The organism is Arthrobacter cheniae (assembly GCF_003602275.1).
In the GTDB taxonomy this organism is placed as follows: domain Bacteria; phylum Actinomycetota; class Actinomycetes; order Actinomycetales; family Micrococcaceae; genus Arthrobacter_D; species Arthrobacter_D cheniae.
Genome location: NZ_QZVT01000002.1, coordinates 15,146 through 37,660 on the forward strand (window position 1 = coordinate 15,146; position 22,515 = coordinate 37,660).

Genomic DNA, 22,515 nt, shown 5'->3' on the forward strand with positions numbered 1-22,515 from the left:
TCAGGGGGTAGTTATGGCTGGAAAATTCGAGCTCTTCCGCGACGGAGGAGTTTCCTTCAGGTTCAGGTTGAAAGCACCCAATGGGACGGTCGTAGCCGTCTCCAAGCAGTACTCGGACAAAGCGTCAGCGGTCGAGGGCATTCACGCGGTCCGTGAGTGCGCCGGGACGGGCCTGATCACCGACCTGTGCCCCCCGATGCCCCGTAAAGCAGTGAAGAAGCAGGCTCCCCTACCCGCCGCTACGGCGGTATAACGAACCCATTGGTCCAGAGTCGCCCGCCGGCCCCCCTCGATTGGAGGACGACGGCCCGCCAGGGACACCCCAGTAGGTGTCGGGTCATCCGGGCTTCGAAGCGCTTCCAGCTCCCGGCCAAAGATATGCCGGAGCTGCAGAACAACCCGCTTCGAAGGACCAAACCCCTGTAAGTAAGCATTGCTGCGACGGCCAACCCCCTTGTCCTCCCGAGGCAACCCCCCGTCCCCGCAACCAAGTATTCACCCAGGAAAGGCTCGGGACCGTTGGGGCACTCTTTATTCCGTCAGGTGTATGGGGCGGCTGACAGTACACGTCACCGCCCCCGCCGACGACGTAGCACGGAAGCCGTGGGATGAAGCTGTGGCTATTCGGTCGTGGCTATTCGTGGGGACATTCCGGCAGGAACCAGTGTTATCGGAACAACAAAGCGAACAGCCAAATTGAAGGAGCAGACGTGACAACGGCACAGAACAATCCAATGACAGAGAAACTGCTGACGGTCGCGGAGATCGCTGCCCGCATGCGGGTCTCGAAGATGACGGTGTACCGCCTGGTCCACTCCGGGGCGCTGCACGGTGTCCGGTTCGGCCGCTCCTACCGGGTTCCAGAAACAGCCGTGGAGCAATACCTCGGTTCCATCACCTCAGGGCACTAAACCACCGCTTGTCACCGGGCTGAGGCACGTCAGGAGCATGGGCAAACGTCACCGATTGTGGCGATGTTGATAATCAGGACACCCCATCAATGACCACCTGAACCTGTATCTATAAACTTCATCTGGGACCACGAGGACGGCTTCACTCAGGACCACGATGAGTGCGGTAGATCAACTGAGTGCTGATGGGGCATGCATCCTCGACGTTCATCGTCAGGCTGAAAACGAAGGCCCATGCAGGTGACTTTCGCTGGCGGTGGCGGGGCTTTTGCTTGGTTAGCGGGTCGGGCCGACCGCCGCTCGATCCGCAGTCGGTTCGTGGCATCGACGGCGTACAGATTGTCCGACTCGATGTCGGGCCAGCGGCGAAGCGTGGAGATTGAATTCAGACACGGTCCACCCACTCGCAACCGACGTGCGCGGCATCGGCGGCACCGGCCGTCATGCCCGCCAGGCGCTCCCGGAAAACCTCGAGTTCCGCGCTGCTGTCCGCGACGGCGACGGTGATCAGCACCTGGCTGGGCTGGTACGTGGTGCCGCGCACGGTCAGCCCTGCGCCGCGGAGGTCGTTTTCCAAGCGCCCTGCTGTGGCGTGCGGTGCGGAAACCTGGAACACCCCGCACCGTTCTCGTTGGACGTATTGAGCGGTGTCGAGGGCCTGCGACACCGACCCTGAATAGGCGCGTACCAGGCCACCGGCGCCGAGGAGGATCCCGCCGAAGTAGCGCACCACTACGGCTGCCACATCACTGAGGTCCGTCCGGCCGTCGGCAGTCTCTCGACGCGTCAGAGCCTCGAGCATTGGAGCGCCGGCCGTTCCGGAGGGCTCGCCGTCGTCGTTGGCGCGCTGCACCTCACGGTTTGCTCCGATTAGGATGGCGCTGCAGTGGTGGCGCGCATCGTGGAACTCTCTGCGAAGTGCGGCGAGGAGGGCGTCGGCCTGCTCCTGCGATTCCACCCGCTCAAGGACGGCAATGAAACGGGACCGCCGCACCTCGATCTCGTGCCGGTGGCGCCCGGCGATCGTCGTGTACGTCAGCGCCGCTCCGGTTCCTGTCACGGGTCCAGTCTAGGCAATGGGGCTCTTCACGATTCGTGGGACGGCTTGTTGAGGCGACAGAGCCCTCGAGAAGTTCCCCCAACCGCCTACCGAGGCCGGGTGTGTGGGTACCGACCACGATCATCGACGCATCCACCCGGTCGGCGAGGAGGGAGAGTTTGCGGGCTGGGTCCCCCGCCAGTCCGCGCAAAGACCACGACACGTGCGTCCGGGAGAGGTTGCGCTGCAATTCATCCCTGACCCGGTCCAGGTCGGCGATGCCACCGACGGCAGGTACTGGAGCTACCACGTAGGGAACCGCCGCTGCTGCGGCGTTTCCCGCATTGAACGCCGACCCATCACCACTGCGCGAGGCTTTGACGCAGATGCGCGCTGCCGCTCAGGCGCAGGACGCACACAAAATGGCCAAGCACAGCACAGCCTTCCACCGGGCAATCATCACCGCTACGGTAACCGGCTCATGCTCGAGGTATGGGACAACCTCTACATTGAGGCTCGGACGGCGGCGACCATCATCAGAGGCCACACCGACCTCAACGCCACAGCCGAAGCCCACGCACCCATCCTGCAAGCTTTCGAAGCCGGCACCCCGGAACTCTGCACGGAACTCGTCATCGACCACCAACACGAATACTCCACCCGCCCGCACCACGAATCACCGCAGCAAGACACGTACACCACCTGACCGAGTGAGAGACAGCTGCTCGACCCCTTCAAGGCGGGTCCCGCCAAGACCGCCCCCTGGGTGCCGCTTACGTTGACTTAGCCACCGGGGAATACAGGATCACGATTCCGGTGATCACAGAAAGGGGTACACCGGTCAGGGCGCCGGCCAGGATGACAGCAACGCCGACGACAAGGATGAGTTTCGGCATCAGAGCCCGACAGGCTGCGGTTGAAACAGTGAGAGTCCAGGGGTCTTCCAGTTGCGCTAGGGCCTGGGCATCAGGGAAGTCCTTGTGCAGAGACGCCTCAAGTTTCCCCCAGGCATGACGTTCGCCTTGTGTTAGCGGCATTCCGTTCCTCCCCTTGTGGTTAGTGACGCCAGGGCCTGGCGTCATACCTCTACGACGGTTGCGGCGTCGCTGAGGATCTCGACGGGCTCAAAGGCGTGCTCCGCCATCCGTTCAGCGATTGTGTCCCAGTGGTATCTCTTGAGTAGTCTCCGGAGCTGGGGCTGAAGATTCGAACGGTCGAGATCACGCAGCATTTGGCATGCGTCGGCAAAGCCGGCAGCATCGTCCCGGAGATAGACGACGTGCCCGAACTCGGAGACAACGTCCGGTACCCGGGTCGAGACCACGGGCAGGTTGCAGGCAAGATACTCCAAGGTCTTGGTGGGGCTGATGGAGCGTGTTTGAGCACTGAGTGCGAAGGGCATCAGTGCGACGTCGAACTCCGCCATCAGCCGCGGCAGGTCCTCATAGTCCTGCTGCCCGAGGTAGGTGATGTTGGACGCCTGCGGAAGCTGCTCGGGCGCGAGCTTGGCGAGAGGCCCGATCATCCTGATCTCCCACTCGGGTAGTCGTTCGGCGAGGTCCGCGATCAGGCGGCGGTCAAGGCGTTCATCGAGAACTCCCACATAGCCCGCGACGGGGCTCCTACCCGCTTTCGGCTTCGTGTCAGCCGTCCGGCATCGAGCAGCAGCATAATGTTCCGGGCTGACACCGCTGGGAAAGAATTCAGCGTCGTGGCGTCCTTGCTCGACAACGGCCCGGTGAAGGGACCGTCCACCCGCGAAGACCACGTCGGCGCGGTGCAGCGTGCGAAGGTGCTGCTCGACGAGGGCCGGGGCAGCGTTCTTGAAGGAAGCAAGGTCATCCATCACGTCATACACGATGGTCGTTGGCCGCAGCGCCACGGCGATGTCAAGGGCCAAGGGCGTGTACAGCCAGACCACGCGTTGTCCCTGGGGAGGGCCAACGAGCTTGGGCAGCTGGTCAGCGTAATCCGGAATCACATCGTCCTCGTATCCGACGTGGCGTCCCTGCTCCGGGACTTCAAGCCACACGCGGGTGACGCTGCCAGTCTCCTCGAACGCCAACCGCCTGTCAGTAACACTCCTTCCCGGCGGAGTCACCGGTTCCTCCACGAACCAGATCTTCCGGTGTCGGCCCAATCGGGAGATGAGCTGCTGGGGACGCTGCCAGACCCCGTCCCAGCGCAGGTGGGACAAAACAATCACTTCATCCTGCATGGACGGCCCTTACGTTGGTTCCGGCGAACATCCCCGCGCGGGCAGCCGGCATCCTGCCTGCTTTTGTTGCCCTGGAGTCCTTGTAAGGGTCGGGCAGCGCGGACGAACCGTACAGGGAGGTGGCCTCTGCCTGTTTCACTGCCGCAAACATGCGGCACCGCTCAGGGAAAGAAGTATCGACAGACGGGTAGGGCAGCCTCCCCAACCCCTCCAACCCTGCATAGCGCCAGCCTGTGCCCAACTCCACCAAGGAGCGGTGCTTGATGTCGTAGTAGCCCGGCGCTACCCCAAGGGCTGTGCCTGCTGCGCCGCGAGCCGCTGCTGATAGGTGCAGGTGGAACCTCGAGGCGTACCAGTGCTGTCCGGGTCGGGCGGGGAAACCGTCGTCCCAAAGCTCGGCGAACGGAATCAAGTCCGCCTCGGACAGCAACCCTTCGAGGGATTCAAACATCTGTCGGTCAGATGCCGGTAGTGCTTCGACATATCCGACCGTCTTTCCCTCATCCAGGCACTCTCTGATGCGTGCTCTCAGCAGTGCGGTTGCCAGTGCAAAGGCCTCCGGGTGGATGAGGTCCTGCTGAACGCAGACCATGACGTCCCTAGCCCGGTGCGGAGCCGTTCGGAAGGACTGGAAGTTCGTCGTGATACCTAGGAACAGGTCATCCAATCCAGTGGGCAGGCCGAAGCGCTGAGCACTGGGCCGGTCCCGGCAGGAAACATGGTCGAACCCGTGCAGGGCAGACGTCAGTTGAGGCAGACCCGAACACGCAGGCAACAAGCCCAAGCCTGTACCGAACAGAGCAGCCCCCGAGAGCTGCCGAGCGGCTGCAATGCCAGCGACCACACTGGCCTGATGAGGCCAGACAGCGTTGAGGTAGCCACCTCCAAGCAGATGGATCGATGCTGCACGCGTCAGTGGCTCGAAGTCTGGTTCGGTTTCTGCTAGAACGAGTGACTCGACATGGGCCCACACCCCGGCAGCGCCCTTAACCGGGCTCCCGTCGCAGGCCCGCCACAGGGCATCCGTTACCGAGAGATGCGGATGCATACCCTGAAATAAGGTCCGGGCAGCGGCGGGGTGTGGGCAATCCAGAACTACCTCCGCGTTAGGACGGACGCGGGCGAGGAACCGCAGCCAACCGGCGACGATCGCCTCGTCCCCGAAATTCGGGTGTCCCGCCACGGAGACCAGATACACCAATTCACCCATGAATCGACGCTATTCCCACTAGATGACACCGAAACGGCACCCGGATGAACGTGATCCAAAACCGACAGGACCGTCCGGGTATCGAGCCATCGGACGCACAAGCGCCCTCAGTGCTCAGCCTGCGAGAGGGTGACCGGCACGACGACGGCGCCGAGTTCTTCGAGTACCTGAACTGTAAAGTGAACCGCCCGTCAACAACATCAGAGCGGCTTTGAACCGGCTGCCATCAAAGGCGTGCTCGAGGGCGGAGAAGTACTCCGACAGCTGGGTCCGCAACCGGTTGATGGCTCGCCCTCGATCCCCGGCCTTGTCTGCCCGACGGGAAATCAGGACCCGCGAATTCACACTCACCTCACCCCCCGCCCGCAACGGTTGCAGATCCCGGCGCATGCGTGCCTGGTTTGCGATCACCATCGCGTCCTTTGCGTCGGTCTTCCCATCGCCGCGCGATGTCTGGGACGCCTGATGGGCGGTACGACATGGAATGTAAAGCAGGCGCTGTTCATGAGCGACGAGCAGGGCAATCAGCAACACCGCTCTCCCGTGGTTCAGATCCACCGCCCAGACCACCTCCCCCCTGCCATCAGTAACACCTGCGACGTCGGTGATGAGATTCAGCAGGGCGCTCTCATCGTTGGCGACCCTTTGTGAGTACAAGCGGGTACCGTCCGTATCGATCACCGCGCAATGGTGATGGGTTTTGCCAGCATCAATACCAGCCCACACCTGTGTCATCGCAATTTCCAATCATCTCGGCATCCAGTTACGCCCAGCAGATCTCCGCGCCGTCGTACCCTTATCCAGCGATCCTGTGTCGCGCTCTCAATCAGTGATTGCGTCATCACGGGAACGGCGGGCGGCCAATCCTACGAGGCCGTCACGACAAGCGCCCGGCACAGCAGAAACAGCCATATCCACCACCCCTGGGTAGCCCAGAGACTACAACTGCCAGGAAACCACCCGCTTAACAACATGAGGACAGCAGCGAAAAACGTCGTAGCCAGATCAGATCGACTGCGACGAACGAGCAGCCCGCCCCACAGTCTGGGGCGCGGCGCAGGACCGCTCAGACCTTTGGACGGTCCCTTCAGCGGCCGATGCCGGCGACCTTCGCGCTAGGCATTTCGGATACTCGTTCCGCGGTGGCCATGAGAGCCCAGATCAGGAGTAGAGGGAGTGATGCTGTGGTCACCTCCATCAGGAAAGCGTTGAGGTTCAGGTATCCAATCCCCGAGAGCAACAACGAGATGGATGCGGCCGCGGAGACGATCGTCAGCGTGAGCCGGCCGCGGAAGTGTCCACCGTGCACGAGAACAATGAGTCCGGCCAGAACGAGCATCTTGACGCCGTCGGCTCGACAAATGAGCTGCCAGACGACGGAAGCGAGTCTGATCTCTGGTCCGATGGTCAGAAAAATCTCCCCCGCGAGCTGAACAAGCGAGAGAATCGCAGCTACCGCCGCGAACGTGATCACGCCCCCTGATGTTGAGGTCGAGGCCAGCGACCGTCCCAGCGCGACGAGTAGGACCGCAGCGATCCCGTGTACAAATATGGCGAAGATGAGGTGAGTCGGCGAATCACGGAACTCATCGGTTACTTCAGCAGAGTCAGCGTCAGGTGTAAGCGGCGGACCACCGACGACAAGTCCGATGACCCAGCACACCACGTAGCCGACAACGACCAACCATCGCATGCGAGTGGTCCAGGTACTTGTGCGGTCTGTCATGGGGACACCGTAAAGGTCCTGGATGAACGGCGAATGCTTGGCAATCCCGAGTAATAAGGAGGAACGCACCCCTTGATCAACCGTCACCACTCGTCCATGAGCGAGCAAAGGCAGGCGCTTCCTCATGGTCACCGCGTTCTGTGGTGGTTCGACCAGGACCGGACCGGTAGGAAGCTCGGGGTGCGGCGTGGGTGCCGTTCTGCAGTGCACTGTTCATTCGGCGTCTCCGGTGTTTCCTGTTTACCAGCTTGTCGGTGAACTGATACTTATCTGCCGCCGGACGATCAACACCGGGTGGAACGGTGGTCGGGTGAGGATTGTAATTGTCGCCGAGACCTTCCTGCCTACTGTGAATGGGGTCACTCATTCGATTCAGAGAATGCTCGACCATTTCGTTGACCGCGGGGATGAGGTGCTCGTGATCGCGCCGTCCAGCGCAGACCCGGACGATTCCGGGCTTGACCCCAGTATTCGCGTCGTGCGGTTGACGTCGGTTCCATTGGCTGGGTACAGCAGCGTGCGGGTGGCCGTCGGCGGAGTCAGCAGGGTCAAGAGGATCCTCGCCGCCTTCGCACCGGACATCGTCCATCTCGCTTCCCCGTTCGAGTTGGGATGGCGTGCACTGCGCGCAGCCGCGGGCCTCGGCATCCCCGTGGTGGCGGTCTACCAAACAGACATCCCCGGGTATGCAGCACGGTACGGGCTACCCCTCCTCGAAAGCTGGGCCTGGCAAAGGGTCGAACACATCCATAGCGGCGCGACCCGCACTCTGGCGCCCTCGACATCGGCCGTGCGCCAACTGGAGGTGCGCGGCATCCCCAATGTCCAGTTGTGGCGGCGTGGGGTGGACACCTCCCGGTTCCATCCAGGCAAGCGGAGCCATTCTTTCCGGGCGAGCATCGCACCGCGTGGCGTGAAACTTCTCGGGTACGTGGGGCGGCTCGCCGCTGAGAAGCAGGTCGATGATCTGCGGGTGCTTCAGGATATCGAGAACAGCCATCTGGTGATCATCGGTGACGGCCCCCTCCGCCCGGCTCTCGAGTCCGCCCTTCCCGGCGCTCATTTCACCGGCTTCCTCGGCGGGGAGGAACTGGCAACCGCTGTGGCCAGCCTGGACCTTTTCATCCATCCCGGTGAGCTGGAGACCTTCTGTCAGACCATCCAGGAGGCGATGGCGTCCGGGGTTCCCGTCGTGGCCACGGGACGGGGTGGCCCCCTCGACCTGGTGGACTCGTCAAGAACCGGCTGGCTGTATCATCCCGGAAACCTGGCACAGCTGCGCAGCCAGGTGGTTGACCTTGTAGGGGACGACGCAAAACGTGCCGCGTTCTCCCAGGCAGCCTGTGCCAGCGTGCAGGGACGAACCTGGCCGGTGCTGTGCGAAGCGCTCATCCAGCACTACGAAGAAACCATCTCCGAACATGCCCTGCTTCGCCTGTAACCCGGGAGAGACGCCATGAGAATATCTGTTATCGGTTGCGGTTATCTCGGGACCGTGCACGCGGCCGCCCTGTCCGCACTGGGCCATGTCGTCACCGCCGTCGACACGGACAAGGCAAAAGTCCATCAGCTGTCCGACGGCGGAGTGCCGTTCTTCGAGCCCGGCCTTGCACGGCTGCTCGATGCAGGCCGGCATGCCGGCACCCTCAGGTTCACCTCCGCCTTCGTCGAGGTAGCCGACTGTGATGTCCACTTCCTTTGCGTCGGGACGCCGCAGCAGAAAACTACCCATCATGCGGACGTGACCCACGTCTTTTCCGCTGTCGATGCATTGATCGGGCACCTCCATGAGGGCTCCGTCGTCGTCGGTAAATCGACCGTGCCGGCGGGCACGAGTGCAGCGCTCCTCCGACTGCTGGCCGGCACCGGAGCCGAACTAGCCTGGAACCCTGAATTCCTCCGCCAGGGCACCGCCGTTGACGATTCCCTGCAACCGGACCGCCTTGTCTACGGGGTGGCGGACGGGGACGCTGGGGTCCGGGTGTCCACGGTTCTGGACGAGGTCTACGCGCCGCTCCTCGACAAGGGCGTTCCCCGGCTGGTCACCGGCTTCAAGACTGCAGAACTGGCCAAGTCGGCGGCGAATGCCTTTCTGGCCCTGAAGCTCTCCTACATGAACGGCATCGCCGAGCTTTGCGACGGGATCGGCGCTGACGTCTCGGCGCTGGCCGACGCGCTCGGCCTGGATTCCCGCATCGGTGGAAGATACCTGAGCGCGGGGGCCGGATTCGGCGGGGGTTGCCTTCCCAAGGATGTCCGGTCACTTGGCGCGCAGGCGCAGGACGCCGGTGCGCACTCCCTGGCGACGTTGCTCGGCCTCGTTGATGACATGAACTTCGGGGCGCGACAGCGGATTCATGACGCGGCACGGGACATGTGCGGTGGGGACCTTTCGGCACGCCGGATCACGGTCCTCGGCGCGGCGTTCAAGCCGCACACCGACGATGTCCGGGATTCACCGTCCATCGACATCGCGCTTCGGCTGGCGCGGTCAGGGGCTGACGTGACTATCACCGACCCGCAGGCTGTTCGCAAGGCGTGGTTGAACTACCCGCAGTTGCGCTTCGAGGCCGATACCCTGGAGGCGTTGCGGGGCGCCGAACTCACACTCCTGCTGACCGAATGGCCGGAGTTCTGTGCGCTCAGCCCCGCCGACGCCGCATCAGTAGTATCCCGGACAGCAGTTCTGGATGGACGCAACGCCCTACCGGCGGACATCTGGCGGTCCGCGGGATGGGAGTACAGGGGAATCGGCCGCGGAGCCAGCAGCAACAGCGTGGCAGGCACCGTAGGCGCAAGCGCTGCAATCTGATGCGGAAATGACTTTGCCGGCCGGCCGGTACGTGGCACTCGGAGATTCCTTCACCGAGGGCGTAGGGGATCCCAACAAGCACCTTCCCAACGGCGTGCGCGGCTGGGCCGACCGTGTCGCGGACAAGCTGGCCAAGGACCAACCCGGATGGGAGTACGCAAACCTGGCGATCCGAAGCAAGCGCCTGCGGCAGATCGCGGCCGAACAACTGGAACCGGCCTTGGCCATGAACCCCACCCTGATCACGCTCTATGCCGGCGGAAATGATGTTCTCGACGCTCGAACGAACATCACCGAGGTGCTTCGACAGTATGAAGAAATGGTTGTGGCCCTCTCTACGACCGGAGCCAAGCTGCTCCTTTTCACAGGCTATGACGTCGACGTCACCCCAGCCCTGCGGGTCTTCCGGAGACGGAACCATGTGTACAACGACGGCGTCCGCCGTATCGCCGAGCAGTACGACGCCGTCCTGGTCGACTATTGGCGCTTCGAGGCATATCGCGACCCGCGTATGTGGGCGCCGGACCGCCTCCACATGTCCAAAGCCGGCCACAAATACCTGGCATCCCAGGTCCTCGACATCCTCGGCGTGGGGCACTCGATGAACCTTCTGGATTGGCAGCCCCCCCAATCGCAGACCCTGTTGCAGTGGGAGCGGGCACAACGGCGCTGGATGAATGACTGGATAGTGCCCCTCGTCCATAGGAAGATCCGGGGCGTGACCCTCGGGGATAACCTCCAGCCCCGCTGGCCCGTGCCGGTCCGAGTACCTCCCCGAGGCGGCCTTCGCCGGTTGGTGAAGTCCGGCCCCATCGACCTCACAACCAACAAATGACGCACTCGACCCCCATCGAAGGATCCCTCTCCATGCGTGTATCCCGCACAGCAACCCTGACCACGACTGCACTGGTCCTCGCTGCAACAGCGTTCAGCGCAGCCCCCGCCCACGCTGAGCGGCCGGACGACCGCTTCGACCTTCAGGCACACCGCGGCGGCACCAGCCTGTACACGGAGAGCACTCTCGCGAGTTTCAGCAACGCACTCGAGCTCGGTGTGACCACCCTGGAACTGGACACGCAAGTCACAGCCGATGGCGCCGTCGTGGTCACCCATGACCGCCAGATCAATGCAGGCAAGTGCCGCGATACCGCCCCCGCGACCCCCAATGATCCCGAATTCCCGTACGTCGGCAAATACATCACCAACCTCACCCTCGACCAGGTGAAAACCCTGGAGTGCGGCTACCAGCAGCTTCCGCAGTTTCCGGAGCAGCACCTGTCGACCGGGCCGATGATCGAATTGGCGGACGTGTTCAACCTGGTCAAGCAGTACCGGGCGAATACCGTGAAACTCAACATCGAGACCAAGGTCGAAGCCGGCGCCCCCGAGCAAACGGCACCGCGCGAGCAGTTCGTCTCCGCTGTCATCGAGGAGATCCATCACCACCGGATGAGCCATCAGGTCAGCATCCAGAGCTTCGACTGGGGTTCGCTTCGTCTGGCGGAAGAGTTGGATTCCTCCCTCCCGAGAGTCGCCCTTACCAACGGCGACTTCCTGCAGGTAGGACAGCCAGGGGCCTCACCATGGCTGGGAGGCCTGGACGCTGACGACTATGACGGCAACCTCGTGGCACTAGCCGATGAACTGGGCGTCGAAGCGATCTCCCCAGTACACGGCAACCCGCAGGGAGGAAACATTGATGACGCCGGCTACCGGGCCTACGTCACCGCGGAAATGGTGACCGGTGCGCACGACGCCGGGATGGAGGTCATTCCCTGGACCGTCGACGACCCGGCCACCATGCGCTTCCTCATGGACCTGGGCATCGACGGGCTCATCACGGATCAACCCGACCGGCTGCGCGAGGTCATGGAGGAACGTGGACTGAAACTGCCCAAGCAATTCTCCGCGCCCGGCAGCAAGGGCTAAGTCCCCGTCGCACTTGCTCATGGTCAGCATGGCCGAAGACCCTCGGGACGGCAATCGGCCAGCGTATCCGAGAGGCCCTGTTAGATCGCAGGGAGGCTACCAAACCACTCAACAGCCCTGGATAGGCAAGACATCGACGGGCGCAAGCTGGATCTTCAGCCCGGCTGGTCGCAACGACAGGACCTTGCTCGACGGCACCTGATCGAGTCAGACTGCGTGAAAAGCTTCTTCCAGGGCGTTCAGGATCAGGTCGAGGCCGTACTCGAATTCCTCGGCGTAGTCATATCCGGGCTTCAGGACATGGTCGGTGACGAACTCCGTCAGGTTCGGGTATTCGTTGGCCGGGAACGGCTCGAACATGTCCTGGGCCATCGCATCTATCTCGGCCGAGGTGTCGAATGGGACGCTCATTCTCGTCAGGGCAAAGCCGTAGATGTAGCCGTCGAGTACCGAGTAGGCGTGTGCCACCATCGCGACGTCAAAGCCTGCGGCCCGAAGCTTGCCGATCACCGCGTCATGATGCCGCAGGTTCGCCGGTCCGGGATGCCGCCGCGACTCCATGAGGCCGATCGCCCAACGGTGGCGTGCCAGGACGTCGCGCAGCGACAGTGCCCGGTCCCGCATCGCTGCTTTCCAAGGTGTGCTCCCGAGGGGAAGGGCGATTTCGCTGAAAACGACGTCGATCATCGCATCGATGAGGTCGTCCCTGTTCTGGACGTGGCGGTAGAGGGCCATCGGTGCGACCTCCAGCATTCCGGCGACCTTGCGCATAGTGAGCGACTCCAGTCCGCCGGCATCCGCATGGCAGATCGCAGCCCGCACTACCCGCTGCCTGCCAAGTGGTGGGCGCGGCTCTTCTGTCTCGCTAGCCTCTGAAGGCATCGCATTCCTCTCTCCAACAGGACACCCAGGCTATCGGAATCATCCTTCTGTGTACTTTGTACGCTATCAGATGTACGTTGTACGCACGACGTGGACGATCCGCGTTTCTTCACGAAAGGAAGCGGTCATGAAGGCTGCAGCGTGACTATTTTCGGAGGCACCGGAAGGGTTGCCACCGGCATCGCGCAAGCGGTTGGCGAGGATTGCGGGGGCGTTCTACCTTGCAGTAGGCCTCACGGGAGGCTTCTCCGAGGGATTTGTGGATCCCTCCATCTATGTTGCAGGTGACGCGGCGGCCACAGCCGGGAACGTGGTGGCCAATCCAGGGCTCATGCGGCTCGGTGTCGTCGCCCACCTCACGGATGTCGTCTTTTTGCTTCTCACCGCGGTGACGCTCTATCTGTTGCTCAAGCACGCTGGGAAGCACGCAGTCCGCCTGATGGTCCTGGCCGTGGTCGTCGCCGCCGGCATCATCTCGGTCAGTGCCGTCTTCACGTTTGCGGCAGTCCAGGTAGCCACGGATGACTCCTACACGTCCGCTTTCGGGTTATTGGGGTCAGAGGCGCTCGTGCTGCTCTTGCTGGAGATCCAGCACTACGCCGTCCTAGCCGCGCAGGTCTTCTTCGGACTATGGCTGGCACCTCTGGGGTATCTTGCGCTGAAGTCGAAGTTGTTTCCCACAGCGCTCGGCTTCGTCCTGATCGGAGCCACGGTCAGCTACCTGATCCATGTCGTCGTCGCGTTTCTGCTTCCTGAACACACGCAGATCCTCATCTACCTGAACATCACGCCCATCATCGCCGAGATCTGGATGGTCCTATACCTGCTCATCGTCGGCGTACGCACCCCGCGCTCCACCGATCACACACACGTTGCAGAGGCAGCACCGATCCCTGCCTAACAACACGCCACCGTGGCTGGGCATCAAGCCGAACCATCGCGGTGCCGACTAGCCAGACGGCACCACGACCCCCTCCGGGAACTACGTACCGGTCATCAACCGGACCTACGCCCTGAAGGCAGCTCCCCCACCCCGCCAGGAAACACGCCGAACACCATGGGCTCGCAATGCCCGACACCATTCCTGCACTGAAGCGATGGGCGGATCACCTCGCTGTCCACCACTTCGGCAGCAGCCCTGCTGTTGCGTAGCGCCCTTATAGGCGACACCAATGCACTCTACCGACCAGCCATGCCCTCCTACAGAGTGGCCTCTACCTGCATCCGGCGCGTGTGAGACAGCTGAGCGGGGAAGGCTCTTCACCACCTGCTAGGGACCCGCATCGGGGCCATAGATTTCTCTCCCGGCTGGAAGTTGGGCAGTCGTTCACTGTCTGGTCACGATGCATTGTTCCTCCGCGAGCACGCTGGACCTCATGAATTCGATCTCACGCCGCTCGATCGTCAAAGGAACCGCCGCCGCTGTCGGCATTGCCGTCACTGGAACAGCTCCGGCCCACGCCGCAGTGCGGGCGTCCCCGATCTCCTTGGTGCACAAGCGCCTGTCCCTGCCCAGTGGCATCTCCACCGGGGACGTCACACCGAACTCCGCAATCCTCTGGTCCCGGGCTAGCGGGCCCGGTCAGTTGATCGCCAAGCTACGCGCCGTGGACGACGACGGCCGCCTGCTTCGCGGCTCGGGCAGCTTCGACCGCGTGATCAAGGGTGGGTGGGCAACACCCGAATCCGACTTCACCGCAAAGATCCAGGCGGGACAGCTACCTCCGGGTACCCGCTTCGATCTGACCCTTCACTTCGAAGACAATGACGGAAACCACAGTGAAGCCGGGGAGGGGACGTTCAGTACGGCACCCGGCAGTGGACGTGGCGGTACCGGCACGGGACCTGCTCGTGCCGCCCGCCGTCGAAACCAAAGCTTCGTCTGGACCGGAGATACAGCCGGCCAGGGGTGGGGCATCAATGAGGAAATCGGCGGCATGCGCGGCTATGCAGCGATGCACGCCACCCATCCTGATTTTTTCATCCACTCCGGCGACACCATCTACGCGGATGGGCCCATCGCGGAAACCGTCACGGAACAGGATGGCCAGATCTGGCGCAACCTCGTCACGGACGGCGTCCACAAAGTCGCCGAGACTCTGGACGAGTTCCGTGGACGCCACCGATATAACATGCGCGATGCCAACATCCGCGCCATGTACGCCGACGTGCCCGTGATCGCCCAGTGGGACGACCATGAAACCCACAACAACTGGTATCCCGGCGAGATCATCGACGACCCCCGCTACACAGTCCGCGACGTCGACGTGCTTGCCGCACGCGGCAGACGAGCCTGGCAGGAGTACATGCCCATCGCAGACGCGCGCGCGATGCGCCCGGGCACCGGATTCGAGGCCACCCGTATCTACCGCAAGACCGCACGCGGCCCACAACTGGACGTCTTCTCGCTGGATATGCGCAGCTTCAAGAGCCCCAATACCGCCGGCCTCGAGCCGCAGGAAACACCGTTGCTCGGCGAGGACCAGGTGCAGTGGCTCATCCGTGAAGTGTCCCGTTCCACAGCAACCTGGAAGGTCATCGCCGCCGACCTACCCATCGGCATCATCGTGCCGGACGGGCAGGCGCAGGAATCAATGGCCAATCGCGACGACGGCGAACCATTGGGCCGCGAACTCGAACTGGCCCGCATCTTGAAAGCATTCAAGGACAACAACGTCAGCAACGTCGTCTTCGTCACCGCGGACGTGCACTACTGCGCAGCGCACCACTACTCCCCGGACCGGGCAGCCTTCAAAGACTTCAATCCCTTCTGGGAATTCGTTGCCGGACCCATCTCCGCCGGATCCTTCGGCCCCAGCCCGATGGACCTCACCTTCGGACCCCGAGTGGACTTCGCCAAGTCCGGCACCTTCGCGAATCAATCCCCCCGCACCGGAGACAACCAGTTCTTCGGCCACATGGACATCGATGAGGACGGCGCACTCAGTGCGAGCCTCCGCGACGCCAACGGCGCAGTGCTCTACACCCAAAATCTAGCCCCTGAGCACTAGGACGTGCCCTCAGACTCAAATACCCAGTGCCCGACGCACCGCTGGGGTGTTTCGTCGGGATACCGGAATCATGGTGTTGTCGGGGTCGTCCATGGGCGGATACAGTCTCGCCATCCTGCCCTAACCCTCAACACCAGCCGCTGAGGCTACCGATTCCCGTTACGCGCGGGCGACTTCCCAAATAATCGAACCTGTGTTCTATTTTAAACCCTGCACGAGGAACGGCAGACGAACCAGGACGGCGGACGATGACAGCACAACCAGTAGGCGCACCACGACAAGGACACACGAACGAGGAGCCTGCGTGGCATGTGCTGGACGAGCCCGCGTTCGTCCGTTTCCTACCCTCCGGGACACCCCTGGCGCTGCGCTGGCGGGGCAGTATCTGGCAGGTCATCGGCGAACCCGTGTCCTGGTCGAGTTCGAGTTCCTGGTGGGAACCAAGAACCCCGGCCCTCGACTCGTCCCTTGGCTCTCCTGTGGGCGGGCAGGGCAGCCTGGTCACGACCCGTTTCTGGCGGTTCCAGGCCCAGACCGGCCCGGCGTCCCCTGTGCTGGAGTTCGATATGAGCACCGACCCCAGGTGGAAGGATTGGCGGCTACGCCGCGTCGCCGGCGTCGACGGGTTCTAAGGCCGGGCGGCAGGTAAGACACGTGCCGGGTCGTGGGTGGCTCAAAAAGACGCGGCAAGCACTACGCGAAGCTGATGAACGAGCAAGCAAGAGGAGTTCGTGATGCGCGAGGAGCTGATCATGCTCACCGCGGCCGAACTCGCCGTCGGAAAATGCCATCCCACGAGCTTCCCGGAACCGAGACGGGTGTACGCGTGGATCCGCTTCCTCTCCAAAGCCATCCGCATCCAGACACGCGCAATCGCCTACACGAGGACAGCAGTCAAAATCCGATTCCTCGAACCACTCTTCAAGATCCAACGCAAGGGCTGGGTATGGCTCAACTCCATCGCAACCGTTCCACACGATCCGACAAATTCGGTAGATCCGGATTCTGAAAAGCCGTAAGGGTGGATCGGGCCACTTGAGGATTGGCGCAGGCGCAGCCCAACATTTATTCGCGCTAGAGTCCTTAAAGGGGGATCATTTATTCATAGCGGACACTTCAGGAGTGAGAACAATGGCACAGCGTGTACAGGTCGAAATGGTCGACGATCTCAACGGCGAGACCGCAGAGGAAACCGTGCGATTCGCAGTCGACGGCACCGACTACGAAATCGACCTCACCACCGAAAACGCGGAAAAGCTGCGCTCAGCCCTCTCCAAGTATGTGGAAAAGGGCCGGAAGTCGACGCGCGGCAAGCGGGGCCAGGGCGGCCGCCAGCCCTCACCAGAAACTTCCTCAACAAGCCAATCCAAGCGCGAGGAAACCCAGCAGATCCGCCAGTGGGCCAAGGACAACGGATACAACCCCAACTCCAGAGGACGTATCACGAAGTCGATCGTCGATGCCTACAACGAAGCCCACTAGTGGGATGAAGAATCCCGTGTCGTAGCTGATTCCTGATGGGCGAAAGCCGAGCGCTATGCCGGTAACAGCACGGGTCATGCTTGCAGCATCTGGACAGATAATCGATTGGCTGGGGCGGAACAGTGGGTTTTTATCACTCCAACAGGACAAGATGCAACGAGCCCTCGCACTGCCGCTTACCGATGTCGTTCTCCTGACAGTCCTCACAGCATGCAACCCTCTATCGGGCAATGGCGGTGTTGAGCTTCAACTCCCCCGAAACACTCGGCACCGGGGCATGGAAGATCGGGGAGATACTCCGAATGGACTGCTCGAGAGCCACCACGCCACCCGGTAGTAGGCGCGTAGGTACTCGGTGCAGCGCAGCTCGTCATTCCGGACCTCGTGCGAAGTCGATTGCTGACCAGTCCTGCGGCGTCAGTCCTCAGGTCCCGACAGCAGGACGACTCTGCTGTGCCTCAGCAGATGGCAACGGATCCTGCGGCATCAGGGAGCCAGGTGGCATCACGACGGTTGATGTTACGCAGGCCTTTGGCAGCCCTCACGTGCTGCTGCCAGCTTGAGGCATCGGATACGGCCGCAGCGGAGCTGGTCGCCTGGCGTTCTCTGGTTCCTACGAAGAAGTCGTAGTAGACAGGGAGGCATGGGCAAGAAAAAGGGAGTGGCACCGTGCTTGGCCGACGCGTTGGAGATCGTCCTGGGCACCAAGGAGCTGCCGATGAGGCTGCGAGCATGGGACGGATCAGAAGCAGGACTCGCCCGTGCCCCTGTGATCGAGTTCCGTTCCAGGCGGGGACTACGGCACATGCTGTGGTCGCCGGATCAGCTCGGGTTGAGCCGCGCGTACGTCGCCGGTGATATCGATGCACCCGGCGACCTGTTCGAGAGCTTCTCGGCGCTCAGCTCCGTGGGCAAGTTCGCCGAACTGAAGGCTTTCCGCCCTCCCACCTTCGGCGAGCGCATGACACTGCTCAACACAGACGTCCGGGTTGGTGCGCTGGGACTTCCGCCCGCGCCGCCCCCGGAGGAGATGAACGTGACCCGATCGGGACGGAAGCATTCCAGGAAGCGGGACGCCGCCGCGATCTCTCATCACTACGACGTCGGCAACGAGTTCTATGCGCTTGTGCTCGGTCGGTCAATGGTTTACTCCTGCGCGGTCTGGGAACAGGAGAACATCGGCTTGGACGCAGCCCAGGAGGCGAAGCTCGACCTGGTGTGCCGCAAACTCGGCCTTCGGCCGGGCATGCGGGTGCTTGACGTGGGCTGCGGCTGGGGCAGCTTCGCGCTGCACGCAGCGCAGAACTACGGCGTCGACGTCGTTGGTGTCACACTCTCGAAGGAGCAGGCAGCCCTTGGACAGGAGCGCGTGGCTGCCGCCGGCCTAGCCGATCACATCGAGATCCGGGTTCAGGACTACCGCGATGTTCACGACCGTCCGTTCGATGCGATCAGCTCGATCGGCATGGCCGAACACGTCGGCGGAGACCACATCGGATCCTACGCGTCCCATCTGTACGGCTTGCTACGTCCCGGTGGGCGCCTGCTCAACCACGCGATCTCCTGGAATGCAGGTGAGATGCCACCGGATCCGGACTCCTTCATCCCCCGCTACGTCTTCCCCGACGGGGAGATGCTCAGCCTCACCGTCACGCTCGGGGCACTCGAATCGGCGGGGTTGGAAGTGCTCGACGTCGAAGCGCTCCGCCAGCACTACGCGCTGACGCTCCGGGCCTGGGTGCGCAACCTCGAGGAGAACTGGGACGAGGCGGTACGTCTGACGAGCGAGGGACGGGCCCGGGTGTGGCGGTTGTACATGGCGTCGAGTGCCCTCGGCTTCGAGCGGGGGCTGAACGGCGTCAATCAGGTGCTGGTGCAGCGTCCGGGAGGAGAGGATCCGCCGTTGCGACGCGGGGAGTGGGTGTGAAGCGGCCTCGCTAGAGAGAAATCATGTCCGAACGGACGGTTCCACATCCCTGGGCGTCGTCATCGACGTCATCGGGTGATGCGGGGATTCCCACGCGCCGATCCGATCATCGGGATCATGATCTCCGCTGCCATCACCGTCCTGCTCCGGGGAACCGGTACGCGGCATCGGTCGACGAATCATGGATGGCATCGAACCGTGCCCCGCTGACCGGGGAGGTAGCGCGAGCTCTGCGCCGGCCTGTCCTAACAAACAGGGCCTGGCAGAACCTTCGACATCTCTCTCGCAACCGTCGATGGTGCACTCCAACGCGCACAATCAGTCAAGACTGACGCAGGGCGCCGCCCGCTCTCCTGTGCGATCGCCGGCGAGCCCGGAATGACGGAAGCCTGTCGAGTGCATCTGACGAACGACCGGTTGATGCCCTGACCTTCTCGGCGTGTTGTTCCGGAAGCAGACGTACCGTTGGGCATGGGTCGATTCGGGATGAAGACAGCATGCACATTCCTGGCACTCCTAGGGCTGACAGTCACAGGAATGGCTCCGGTGGCGGCTGCCCCGGCATCGGGAACCACAGATCTGGTGGGCAATGACGTGTCCTGGCCCCAGTGTGGCAAGACACTTCCCAGCTCGACAGCATTCGCGATCGTAGGGGTGAACGGCGGACTGGCCAACAACACCAATCCCTGCCTCTCGGCGCAACTCGCCTGGGCCGAGGGTGCTACAGAGACTTCCGGGGTAACTGCGCAGCCCAAGGTTGCCTTGTATGTGAACACTGCCAACCCCGGACATGCCGGCTCATGGTGGCCGTCGTCCAACATCATTGACGACGGCAAGGTGATTACCAATCCCTATGGAGCATGCGCGCCAGCAGAAGTAGGCCAGCCGGCTCCGGTCAACCGCGCCTGCTCCTACATGTACGGCTATGTAAGGGCCTATCAGGACGCTACTTCACGAGGCGTGGCGAATCCCGGCCCGTACTTTTGGTGGCTGGATGTGGAGACGGGCAATAGCTGGCAGACCGGCACGAGCAGCAACCCGAATCTCGACGGCCCAAGCCTGAACCGGGCGAACCTTGAAGGAATGGTCGCCTACTTCGAGAGCATCACGGACTCCCGTGTCGGAATCTACTCCACGGGCTATCAGTGGGGAACCATCGCTGGGACCGTCCCGTCTAGTAGCTCCCTCATGGGACTGCCGAGCTGGCTTGCAGGTTCCAGGACCTTGCGGGGAGCGAAGTCGAGTTGCTCCTTGCCTGGTCTCACACCCGGCAGCCGGGTATCAGTGACGCAGTACGTGTCCGCCGGACTCGATTACAACTACTCCTGCCCCTAGCTACAAATCGCCCGTGAGGCGGTCGCCGACGGGAGCAATACCCGGAGCGTCGGCCCAGGTACTTCACTTCCCTTGCTGACCGGCGCCATTCCTTACCTCACCAGTGAGGTGCGGTCGGCGAAATTGGAGCGACGGATCACCACCCCGTAGCTACGCTGCAGCTCTTCCGCGGCGCTGGGGTTGTCGGTCGCCACTACCTTCCAGTCCGGCTCAGCAAGGTGTTCGGCAATGGCTCGACCAATCTCGTCCTGGATCCAGGACTCGACCTCTGGTCTGCCCCGCTGGTCGCGCCACGAACTGTCGGTCTTCGTAGAATCAGGTCCAATGTCCTATTCGGCGTCGACTGTGTCAGCGAAGGACTGCTTCCGCTCCGTTCGAGGGCACGTGTCGCACCACCCGGCGGCAGGACTAGTTGAGATTCATGCGGGCGTGCCAGTACTGAGAGTTGACCCTCGAAGCCGTCAGCACCACCAGACCAGTCTCACCGTTGACGCTCTGTTTCGTTGATGTGGGGTCGTTGATGTCCCTGTCGGTACTGCTGCTGATGATGGTCGTGCCGGCGCCGCGTGGGAAGGAGATCCTGTCGAGCGGCGCCTTCTTGTAAACCACGGTGCCGCCCGCCTCCGGCGCGACCGCGAACACCCAGACCTGACGGCGCTCCTCGTCGATCATGACCATGGGGCGCGTGTGCGCGTCCGAGACAACGCCGAAAGGCGCGCTGGTCCACTTGGCCGCACTATCCCGCACCAGGAGCGCCACAAACGTTTGACCGGGTTGCTGAGCGGCTGTCTTGATCGCTACGAAGAGGCGGCCGCTGCCGTCGCTCGTCAATTCCTTGAGGTTGATATGGTCGTTCGCGCATCCCCCGGAGCAGTTCGTTCCGCCTCCGTAGGCGACCTCTGTCTGCCACGAGTTGTCTGGCTGACCGTCCTGGTGGATGGACAGGTAGAACCTCTTCTGTCCCGGCCGCTGATTGCTCCACATGACTGCAACCTTGTCGCCCTGGAAGGATGTGATTGCAGAAATATCGTCGTGGTGCACCAGGGCGTTGGGAGTCGGTAGGACGAGCGGAGTACTCCACGCCGTGTCGCTCGTCGTCGAGTGGTTGACGTAGATGCGGTTGGTGTTGTCGGCCGAGACAACGGAGTAGGTGACCCACAGCATACCGACGGAGTCTTTGGCCACGGTGATCGATTCCGTGCTACCACTGCGAATGGTGACGGGGAATCCGGCGTCTTGGGAGTAGGTCTTCGTCAACGCGTTGTAGCTGAAGCGGTGAAGCTCTGCGGACCCGGACGTCACCGCCTGCTGGGATGGTGGCATACCCCACTCCGAGACCACAGTCGTGCCCGACACGACGTAGAGCTTGCCGTCCCTCACGTCCCAAAGCGCGTCACCGCGCGCACTCTGCCGCGTATCGACAACCGTCTCCGTCTCCTGCCACACCTCCGTTGCGGCGTCGAGCCGGTGGATTTTCGTCGCACCTGCGGACGCGCTCCACATCAACCCCCACCAATTCCCATCCTGGAACCAGAGCTTGCTCTGGGTCTTGTCCGCAGTCGGGGTTCTGACGCCGACACCTGCGTATGAAGGGCCAGGCTCCCCCACATCGGCCGCCTGGGCGGGTAGGGGTAGCGCGACAGCGACGGCCGCCGCAAGTAAAAGAGCGATGAAAAGGCGTAGCAGACGCATGAGAGTGCCCTCGCAGTAATGTCAGCGGATGTCCTTGTCGCAGAGCGTATGTTTCGCCCTAGGGGGTGTCACCAGTAACGTGTACTCCCTTTTCTCCGCAGAATACTCACGCTGCGTCCGCTGGATACTCGGGGTGCGCCCGCTGGCTGTACACCGGAAAATTCCGGACCATGTCCATCTCGGAAACGCGCCTCACCGTGAATTGTCGGCACGCTGGGGAATTTCGAGTCAAGAACGGACCGGTGGAATCAAAAGTCCCTTCGAGTACGCCGAGGAGGGGCGACGCCGTAGTGGTGCGGCGGTAAAGAACTTGGGCCACTCACTGATCGACGTGCTCACTA

23 protein-coding genes and 1 pseudogene are annotated in these 22,515 nt (G+C 62.6%); 14 read left to right on the top strand and 10 right to left on the bottom strand.

Annotation, left to right across the window (positions count from 1 at the left end; translation table 11 throughout):
- The first annotated feature begins 13 nt into the window (after window positions 1–13).
- Both D6T63_RS03315 and D6T63_RS03320 read left to right on the top strand, forming a co-directional pair.
- Window positions 14–253, top strand: coding sequence for a YegP family protein (locus tag D6T63_RS03315; protein ID WP_120147627.1), 240 nt, complete (start codon window positions 14–16; stop codon window positions 251–253).
- Window positions 254–734: 481 nt separating this feature from the next.
- Window positions 735–911, top strand: a complete 177-nt coding sequence (locus D6T63_RS03320) for a helix-turn-helix domain-containing protein (RefSeq protein ID WP_120147628.1) — start codon at window positions 735–737, stop codon at window positions 909–911.
- 385 nt (window positions 912–1,296) lie between these two features.
- Here the strand turns inward: D6T63_RS03320 and D6T63_RS03325 are convergent, their stop codons facing one another.
- Together D6T63_RS03325 and D6T63_RS19690 are read right to left on the bottom strand one after the other, a co-directional pair.
- The gene (locus D6T63_RS03325; protein WP_120147629.1) at window positions 1,297–1,971 is read right to left on the bottom strand and encodes an IMPACT family protein; all 675 of its coding nucleotides are present in this window, start codon (window positions 1,969–1,971) and stop codon (window positions 1,297–1,299) included.
- On the bottom strand, window positions 1,874–2,260 hold the full coding sequence (locus tag D6T63_RS19690) for a universal stress protein (protein ID WP_268878002.1): 387 nt from the start codon (window positions 2,258–2,260) through the stop codon (window positions 1,874–1,876). The genes D6T63_RS03325 and D6T63_RS19690 overlap by 98 nt, the downstream gene beginning before the upstream one ends.
- A gap of 171 nt (window positions 2,261–2,431) precedes the next feature.
- On the opposite strand from D6T63_RS19690, the gene D6T63_RS19695 reads away from it, so the two are divergent.
- Window positions 2,432–2,656: a hypothetical protein gene (locus D6T63_RS19695; protein ID WP_235830533.1), complete on the top strand. Its 225-nt coding sequence runs from the start codon at window positions 2,432–2,434 to the stop codon at window positions 2,654–2,656.
- 67 nt (window positions 2,657–2,723) lie between these two features.
- Here D6T63_RS19695 and D6T63_RS20170 read toward each other — a convergent pair whose 3' ends face one another.
- The 6 genes and pseudogenes from D6T63_RS20170 to D6T63_RS03360 all read right to left on the bottom strand — a co-directional run bounded on the left by D6T63_RS20170 (window position 2,724) and on the right by D6T63_RS03360 (window position 7,104).
- A complete protein-coding gene (locus D6T63_RS20170; RefSeq protein WP_120147631.1) occupies window positions 2,724–3,032 on the bottom strand; it encodes a DUF3040 domain-containing protein in 309 nt (102 codons plus the stop codon).
- A complete protein-coding gene (locus tag D6T63_RS03345) occupies window positions 3,029–4,168 on the bottom strand; it encodes a glycosyltransferase (protein ID WP_120147632.1) in 1,140 nt (379 codons plus the stop codon). Before D6T63_RS03345 ends, D6T63_RS20170 begins: the two co-directional genes overlap by 4 nt.
- Complete coding sequence (locus D6T63_RS19700; RefSeq protein WP_235830534.1) at window positions 4,158–4,619, bottom strand: hypothetical protein; 462 nt, start codon at window positions 4,617–4,619, stop codon at window positions 4,158–4,160. The genes D6T63_RS03345 and D6T63_RS19700 overlap by 11 nt, the downstream gene beginning before the upstream one ends.
- A 237-nt stretch (window positions 4,620–4,856) precedes the next feature.
- Window positions 4,857–5,378: pseudogene (locus D6T63_RS20175) on the bottom strand (polysaccharide pyruvyl transferase family protein); the annotation flags it as partial.
- 114 nt (window positions 5,379–5,492) lie between these two features.
- Window positions 5,493–6,113, bottom strand: a complete 621-nt coding sequence (locus tag D6T63_RS03355; RefSeq protein WP_120147634.1) for an IS110 family transposase — start codon at window positions 6,111–6,113, stop codon at window positions 5,493–5,495.
- Between the two features lie 352 nt (window positions 6,114–6,465).
- The gene (locus tag D6T63_RS03360; protein ID WP_147394294.1) at window positions 6,466–7,104 is read right to left on the bottom strand and encodes a hypothetical protein; all 639 of its coding nucleotides are present in this window, start codon (window positions 7,102–7,104) and stop codon (window positions 6,466–6,468) included.
- Window positions 7,105–7,414: 310 nt separating this feature from the next.
- Here D6T63_RS03360 and D6T63_RS03365 point away from each other — a divergent pair, with 310 nt between their 5' ends.
- The 4 genes from D6T63_RS03365 to D6T63_RS03380 are packed head-to-tail and all read left to right on the top strand — an operon-like array spanning window position 7,415 to window position 11,845.
- Window positions 7,415–8,545, top strand: a complete 1,131-nt coding sequence (locus D6T63_RS03365) for a glycosyltransferase family 4 protein (RefSeq protein WP_120147636.1) — start codon at window positions 7,415–7,417, stop codon at window positions 8,543–8,545.
- Between the two features lie 15 nt (window positions 8,546–8,560).
- The gene (locus D6T63_RS03370) at window positions 8,561–9,916 is read left to right on the top strand and encodes a UDP-glucose dehydrogenase family protein (protein ID WP_120147637.1); all 1,356 of its coding nucleotides are present in this window, start codon (window positions 8,561–8,563) and stop codon (window positions 9,914–9,916) included.
- Between the two features lie 7 nt (window positions 9,917–9,923).
- Window positions 9,924–10,751 (top strand): SGNH/GDSL hydrolase family protein, encoded by an 828-nt coding sequence (locus D6T63_RS03375; RefSeq protein WP_120147638.1) that lies wholly within the window; start codon window positions 9,924–9,926, stop codon window positions 10,749–10,751.
- Window positions 10,748–11,845, top strand: coding sequence for a glycerophosphodiester phosphodiesterase family protein (locus D6T63_RS03380; protein WP_235830535.1), 1,098 nt, complete (start codon window positions 10,748–10,750; stop codon window positions 11,843–11,845). Before D6T63_RS03375 ends, D6T63_RS03380 begins: the two co-directional genes overlap by 4 nt.
- Before the next feature lie 207 nt (window positions 11,846–12,052).
- Here D6T63_RS03380 and D6T63_RS03385 read toward each other — a convergent pair whose 3' ends face one another.
- Window positions 12,053–12,727: a TetR/AcrR family transcriptional regulator C-terminal domain-containing protein gene (locus tag D6T63_RS03385; RefSeq protein WP_120147640.1), complete on the bottom strand. Its 675-nt coding sequence runs from the start codon at window positions 12,725–12,727 to the stop codon at window positions 12,053–12,055.
- A gap of 193 nt (window positions 12,728–12,920) precedes the next feature.
- Between D6T63_RS03385 and D6T63_RS03390 the strand changes: the two genes are divergently transcribed.
- From D6T63_RS03390 to D6T63_RS03425, 7 genes are all read left to right on the top strand, one after another.
- Complete coding sequence (locus D6T63_RS03390; protein ID WP_268878004.1) at window positions 12,921–13,628, top strand: DUF4386 domain-containing protein; 708 nt, start codon at window positions 12,921–12,923, stop codon at window positions 13,626–13,628.
- Between the two features lie 475 nt (window positions 13,629–14,103).
- Window positions 14,104–15,738: an alkaline phosphatase D family protein gene (locus D6T63_RS03395; protein WP_120148029.1), complete on the top strand. Its 1,635-nt coding sequence runs from the start codon at window positions 14,104–14,106 to the stop codon at window positions 15,736–15,738.
- A gap of 248 nt (window positions 15,739–15,986) precedes the next feature.
- Window positions 15,987–16,370 (top strand): DUF6504 family protein, encoded by a 384-nt coding sequence (locus tag D6T63_RS03400; protein ID WP_147394295.1) that lies wholly within the window; start codon window positions 15,987–15,989, stop codon window positions 16,368–16,370.
- A gap of 102 nt (window positions 16,371–16,472) precedes the next feature.
- Window positions 16,473–16,757 (top strand): hypothetical protein, encoded by a 285-nt coding sequence (locus D6T63_RS03405; protein WP_120147643.1) that lies wholly within the window; start codon window positions 16,473–16,475, stop codon window positions 16,755–16,757.
- A gap of 112 nt (window positions 16,758–16,869) precedes the next feature.
- Entirely contained in the window at window positions 16,870–17,220 is a 351-nt protein-coding gene (locus D6T63_RS03410; protein ID WP_120147644.1) for a histone-like nucleoid-structuring protein Lsr2, read from the top strand.
- 643 nt (window positions 17,221–17,863) lie between these two features.
- Complete coding sequence (locus D6T63_RS03415; RefSeq protein WP_120147645.1) at window positions 17,864–19,147, top strand: SAM-dependent methyltransferase; 1,284 nt, start codon at window positions 17,864–17,866, stop codon at window positions 19,145–19,147.
- A 537-nt stretch (window positions 19,148–19,684) separates the two neighbouring features.
- Complete coding sequence (locus D6T63_RS03425) at window positions 19,685–20,482, top strand: glycoside hydrolase family 25 domain-containing protein (RefSeq protein WP_235830537.1); 798 nt, start codon at window positions 19,685–19,687, stop codon at window positions 20,480–20,482.
- A gap of 408 nt (window positions 20,483–20,890) precedes the next feature.
- On the opposite strand, the gene D6T63_RS03430 is transcribed toward D6T63_RS03425, so the two are convergent.
- Window positions 20,891–22,174 (bottom strand): hypothetical protein, encoded by a 1,284-nt coding sequence (locus D6T63_RS03430; protein WP_120147647.1) that lies wholly within the window; start codon window positions 22,172–22,174, stop codon window positions 20,891–20,893.
- Window positions 22,175–22,515: the final 341 nt, after the last annotated feature.

Excerpts from the sequence above, each read along its gene's own strand:
- D6T63_RS03315 (WP_120147627.1), top strand. The coding sequence starts at position 14 with ATGGCTGGAAAATTCGAGCTCTTCCGCGACGGAGGAGTTTCCTTCAGG.
- D6T63_RS03320 (WP_120147628.1), top strand. The coding sequence starts at position 735 with ATGACAGAGAAACTGCTGACGGTCGCGGAGATCGCTGCCCGCATGCGG.
- D6T63_RS19695 (WP_235830533.1), top strand. The coding sequence starts at position 2,432 with ATGCTCGAGGTATGGGACAACCTCTACATTGAGGCTCGGACGGCGGCG.
- D6T63_RS20170 (WP_120147631.1), bottom strand. The coding sequence starts at position 3,032 with ATGACGCCAGGCCCTGGCGTCACTAACCACAAGGGGAGGAACGGAATG.
- D6T63_RS03345 (WP_120147632.1), bottom strand. The coding sequence starts at position 4,168 with ATGCAGGATGAAGTGATTGTTTTGTCCCACCTGCGCTGGGACGGGGTC.
- D6T63_RS19700 (WP_235830534.1), bottom strand. The coding sequence starts at position 4,619 with ATGTTTGAATCCCTCGAAGGGTTGCTGTCCGAGGCGGACTTGATTCCG.
- D6T63_RS03355 (WP_120147634.1), bottom strand. The coding sequence starts at position 6,113 with ATGACACAGGTGTGGGCTGGTATTGATGCTGGCAAAACCCATCACCAT.
- D6T63_RS03360 (WP_147394294.1), bottom strand. The coding sequence starts at position 7,104 with ATGACAGACCGCACAAGTACCTGGACCACTCGCATGCGATGGTTGGTC.
- D6T63_RS03370 (WP_120147637.1), top strand. The coding sequence starts at position 8,561 with ATGAGAATATCTGTTATCGGTTGCGGTTATCTCGGGACCGTGCACGCG.
- D6T63_RS03375 (WP_120147638.1), top strand. The coding sequence starts at position 9,924 with ATGACTTTGCCGGCCGGCCGGTACGTGGCACTCGGAGATTCCTTCACC.
- D6T63_RS03380 (WP_235830535.1), top strand. The coding sequence starts at position 10,748 with ATGACGCACTCGACCCCCATCGAAGGATCCCTCTCCATGCGTGTATCC.
- D6T63_RS03385 (WP_120147640.1), bottom strand. The coding sequence starts at position 12,727 with ATGCCTTCAGAGGCTAGCGAGACAGAAGAGCCGCGCCCACCACTTGGC.
- D6T63_RS03395 (WP_120148029.1), top strand. The coding sequence starts at position 14,104 with ATGAATTCGATCTCACGCCGCTCGATCGTCAAAGGAACCGCCGCCGCT.
- D6T63_RS03400 (WP_147394295.1), top strand. The coding sequence starts at position 15,987 with ATGACAGCACAACCAGTAGGCGCACCACGACAAGGACACACGAACGAG.
- D6T63_RS03405 (WP_120147643.1), top strand. The coding sequence starts at position 16,473 with ATGCGCGAGGAGCTGATCATGCTCACCGCGGCCGAACTCGCCGTCGGA.
- D6T63_RS03410 (WP_120147644.1), top strand. The coding sequence starts at position 16,870 with ATGGCACAGCGTGTACAGGTCGAAATGGTCGACGATCTCAACGGCGAG.
- D6T63_RS03415 (WP_120147645.1), top strand. The coding sequence starts at position 17,864 with ATGGGCAAGAAAAAGGGAGTGGCACCGTGCTTGGCCGACGCGTTGGAG.
- D6T63_RS03425 (WP_235830537.1), top strand. The coding sequence starts at position 19,685 with ATGGCTCCGGTGGCGGCTGCCCCGGCATCGGGAACCACAGATCTGGTG.
- D6T63_RS03430 (WP_120147647.1), bottom strand. The coding sequence starts at position 22,174 with ATGCGTCTGCTACGCCTTTTCATCGCTCTTTTACTTGCGGCGGCCGTC.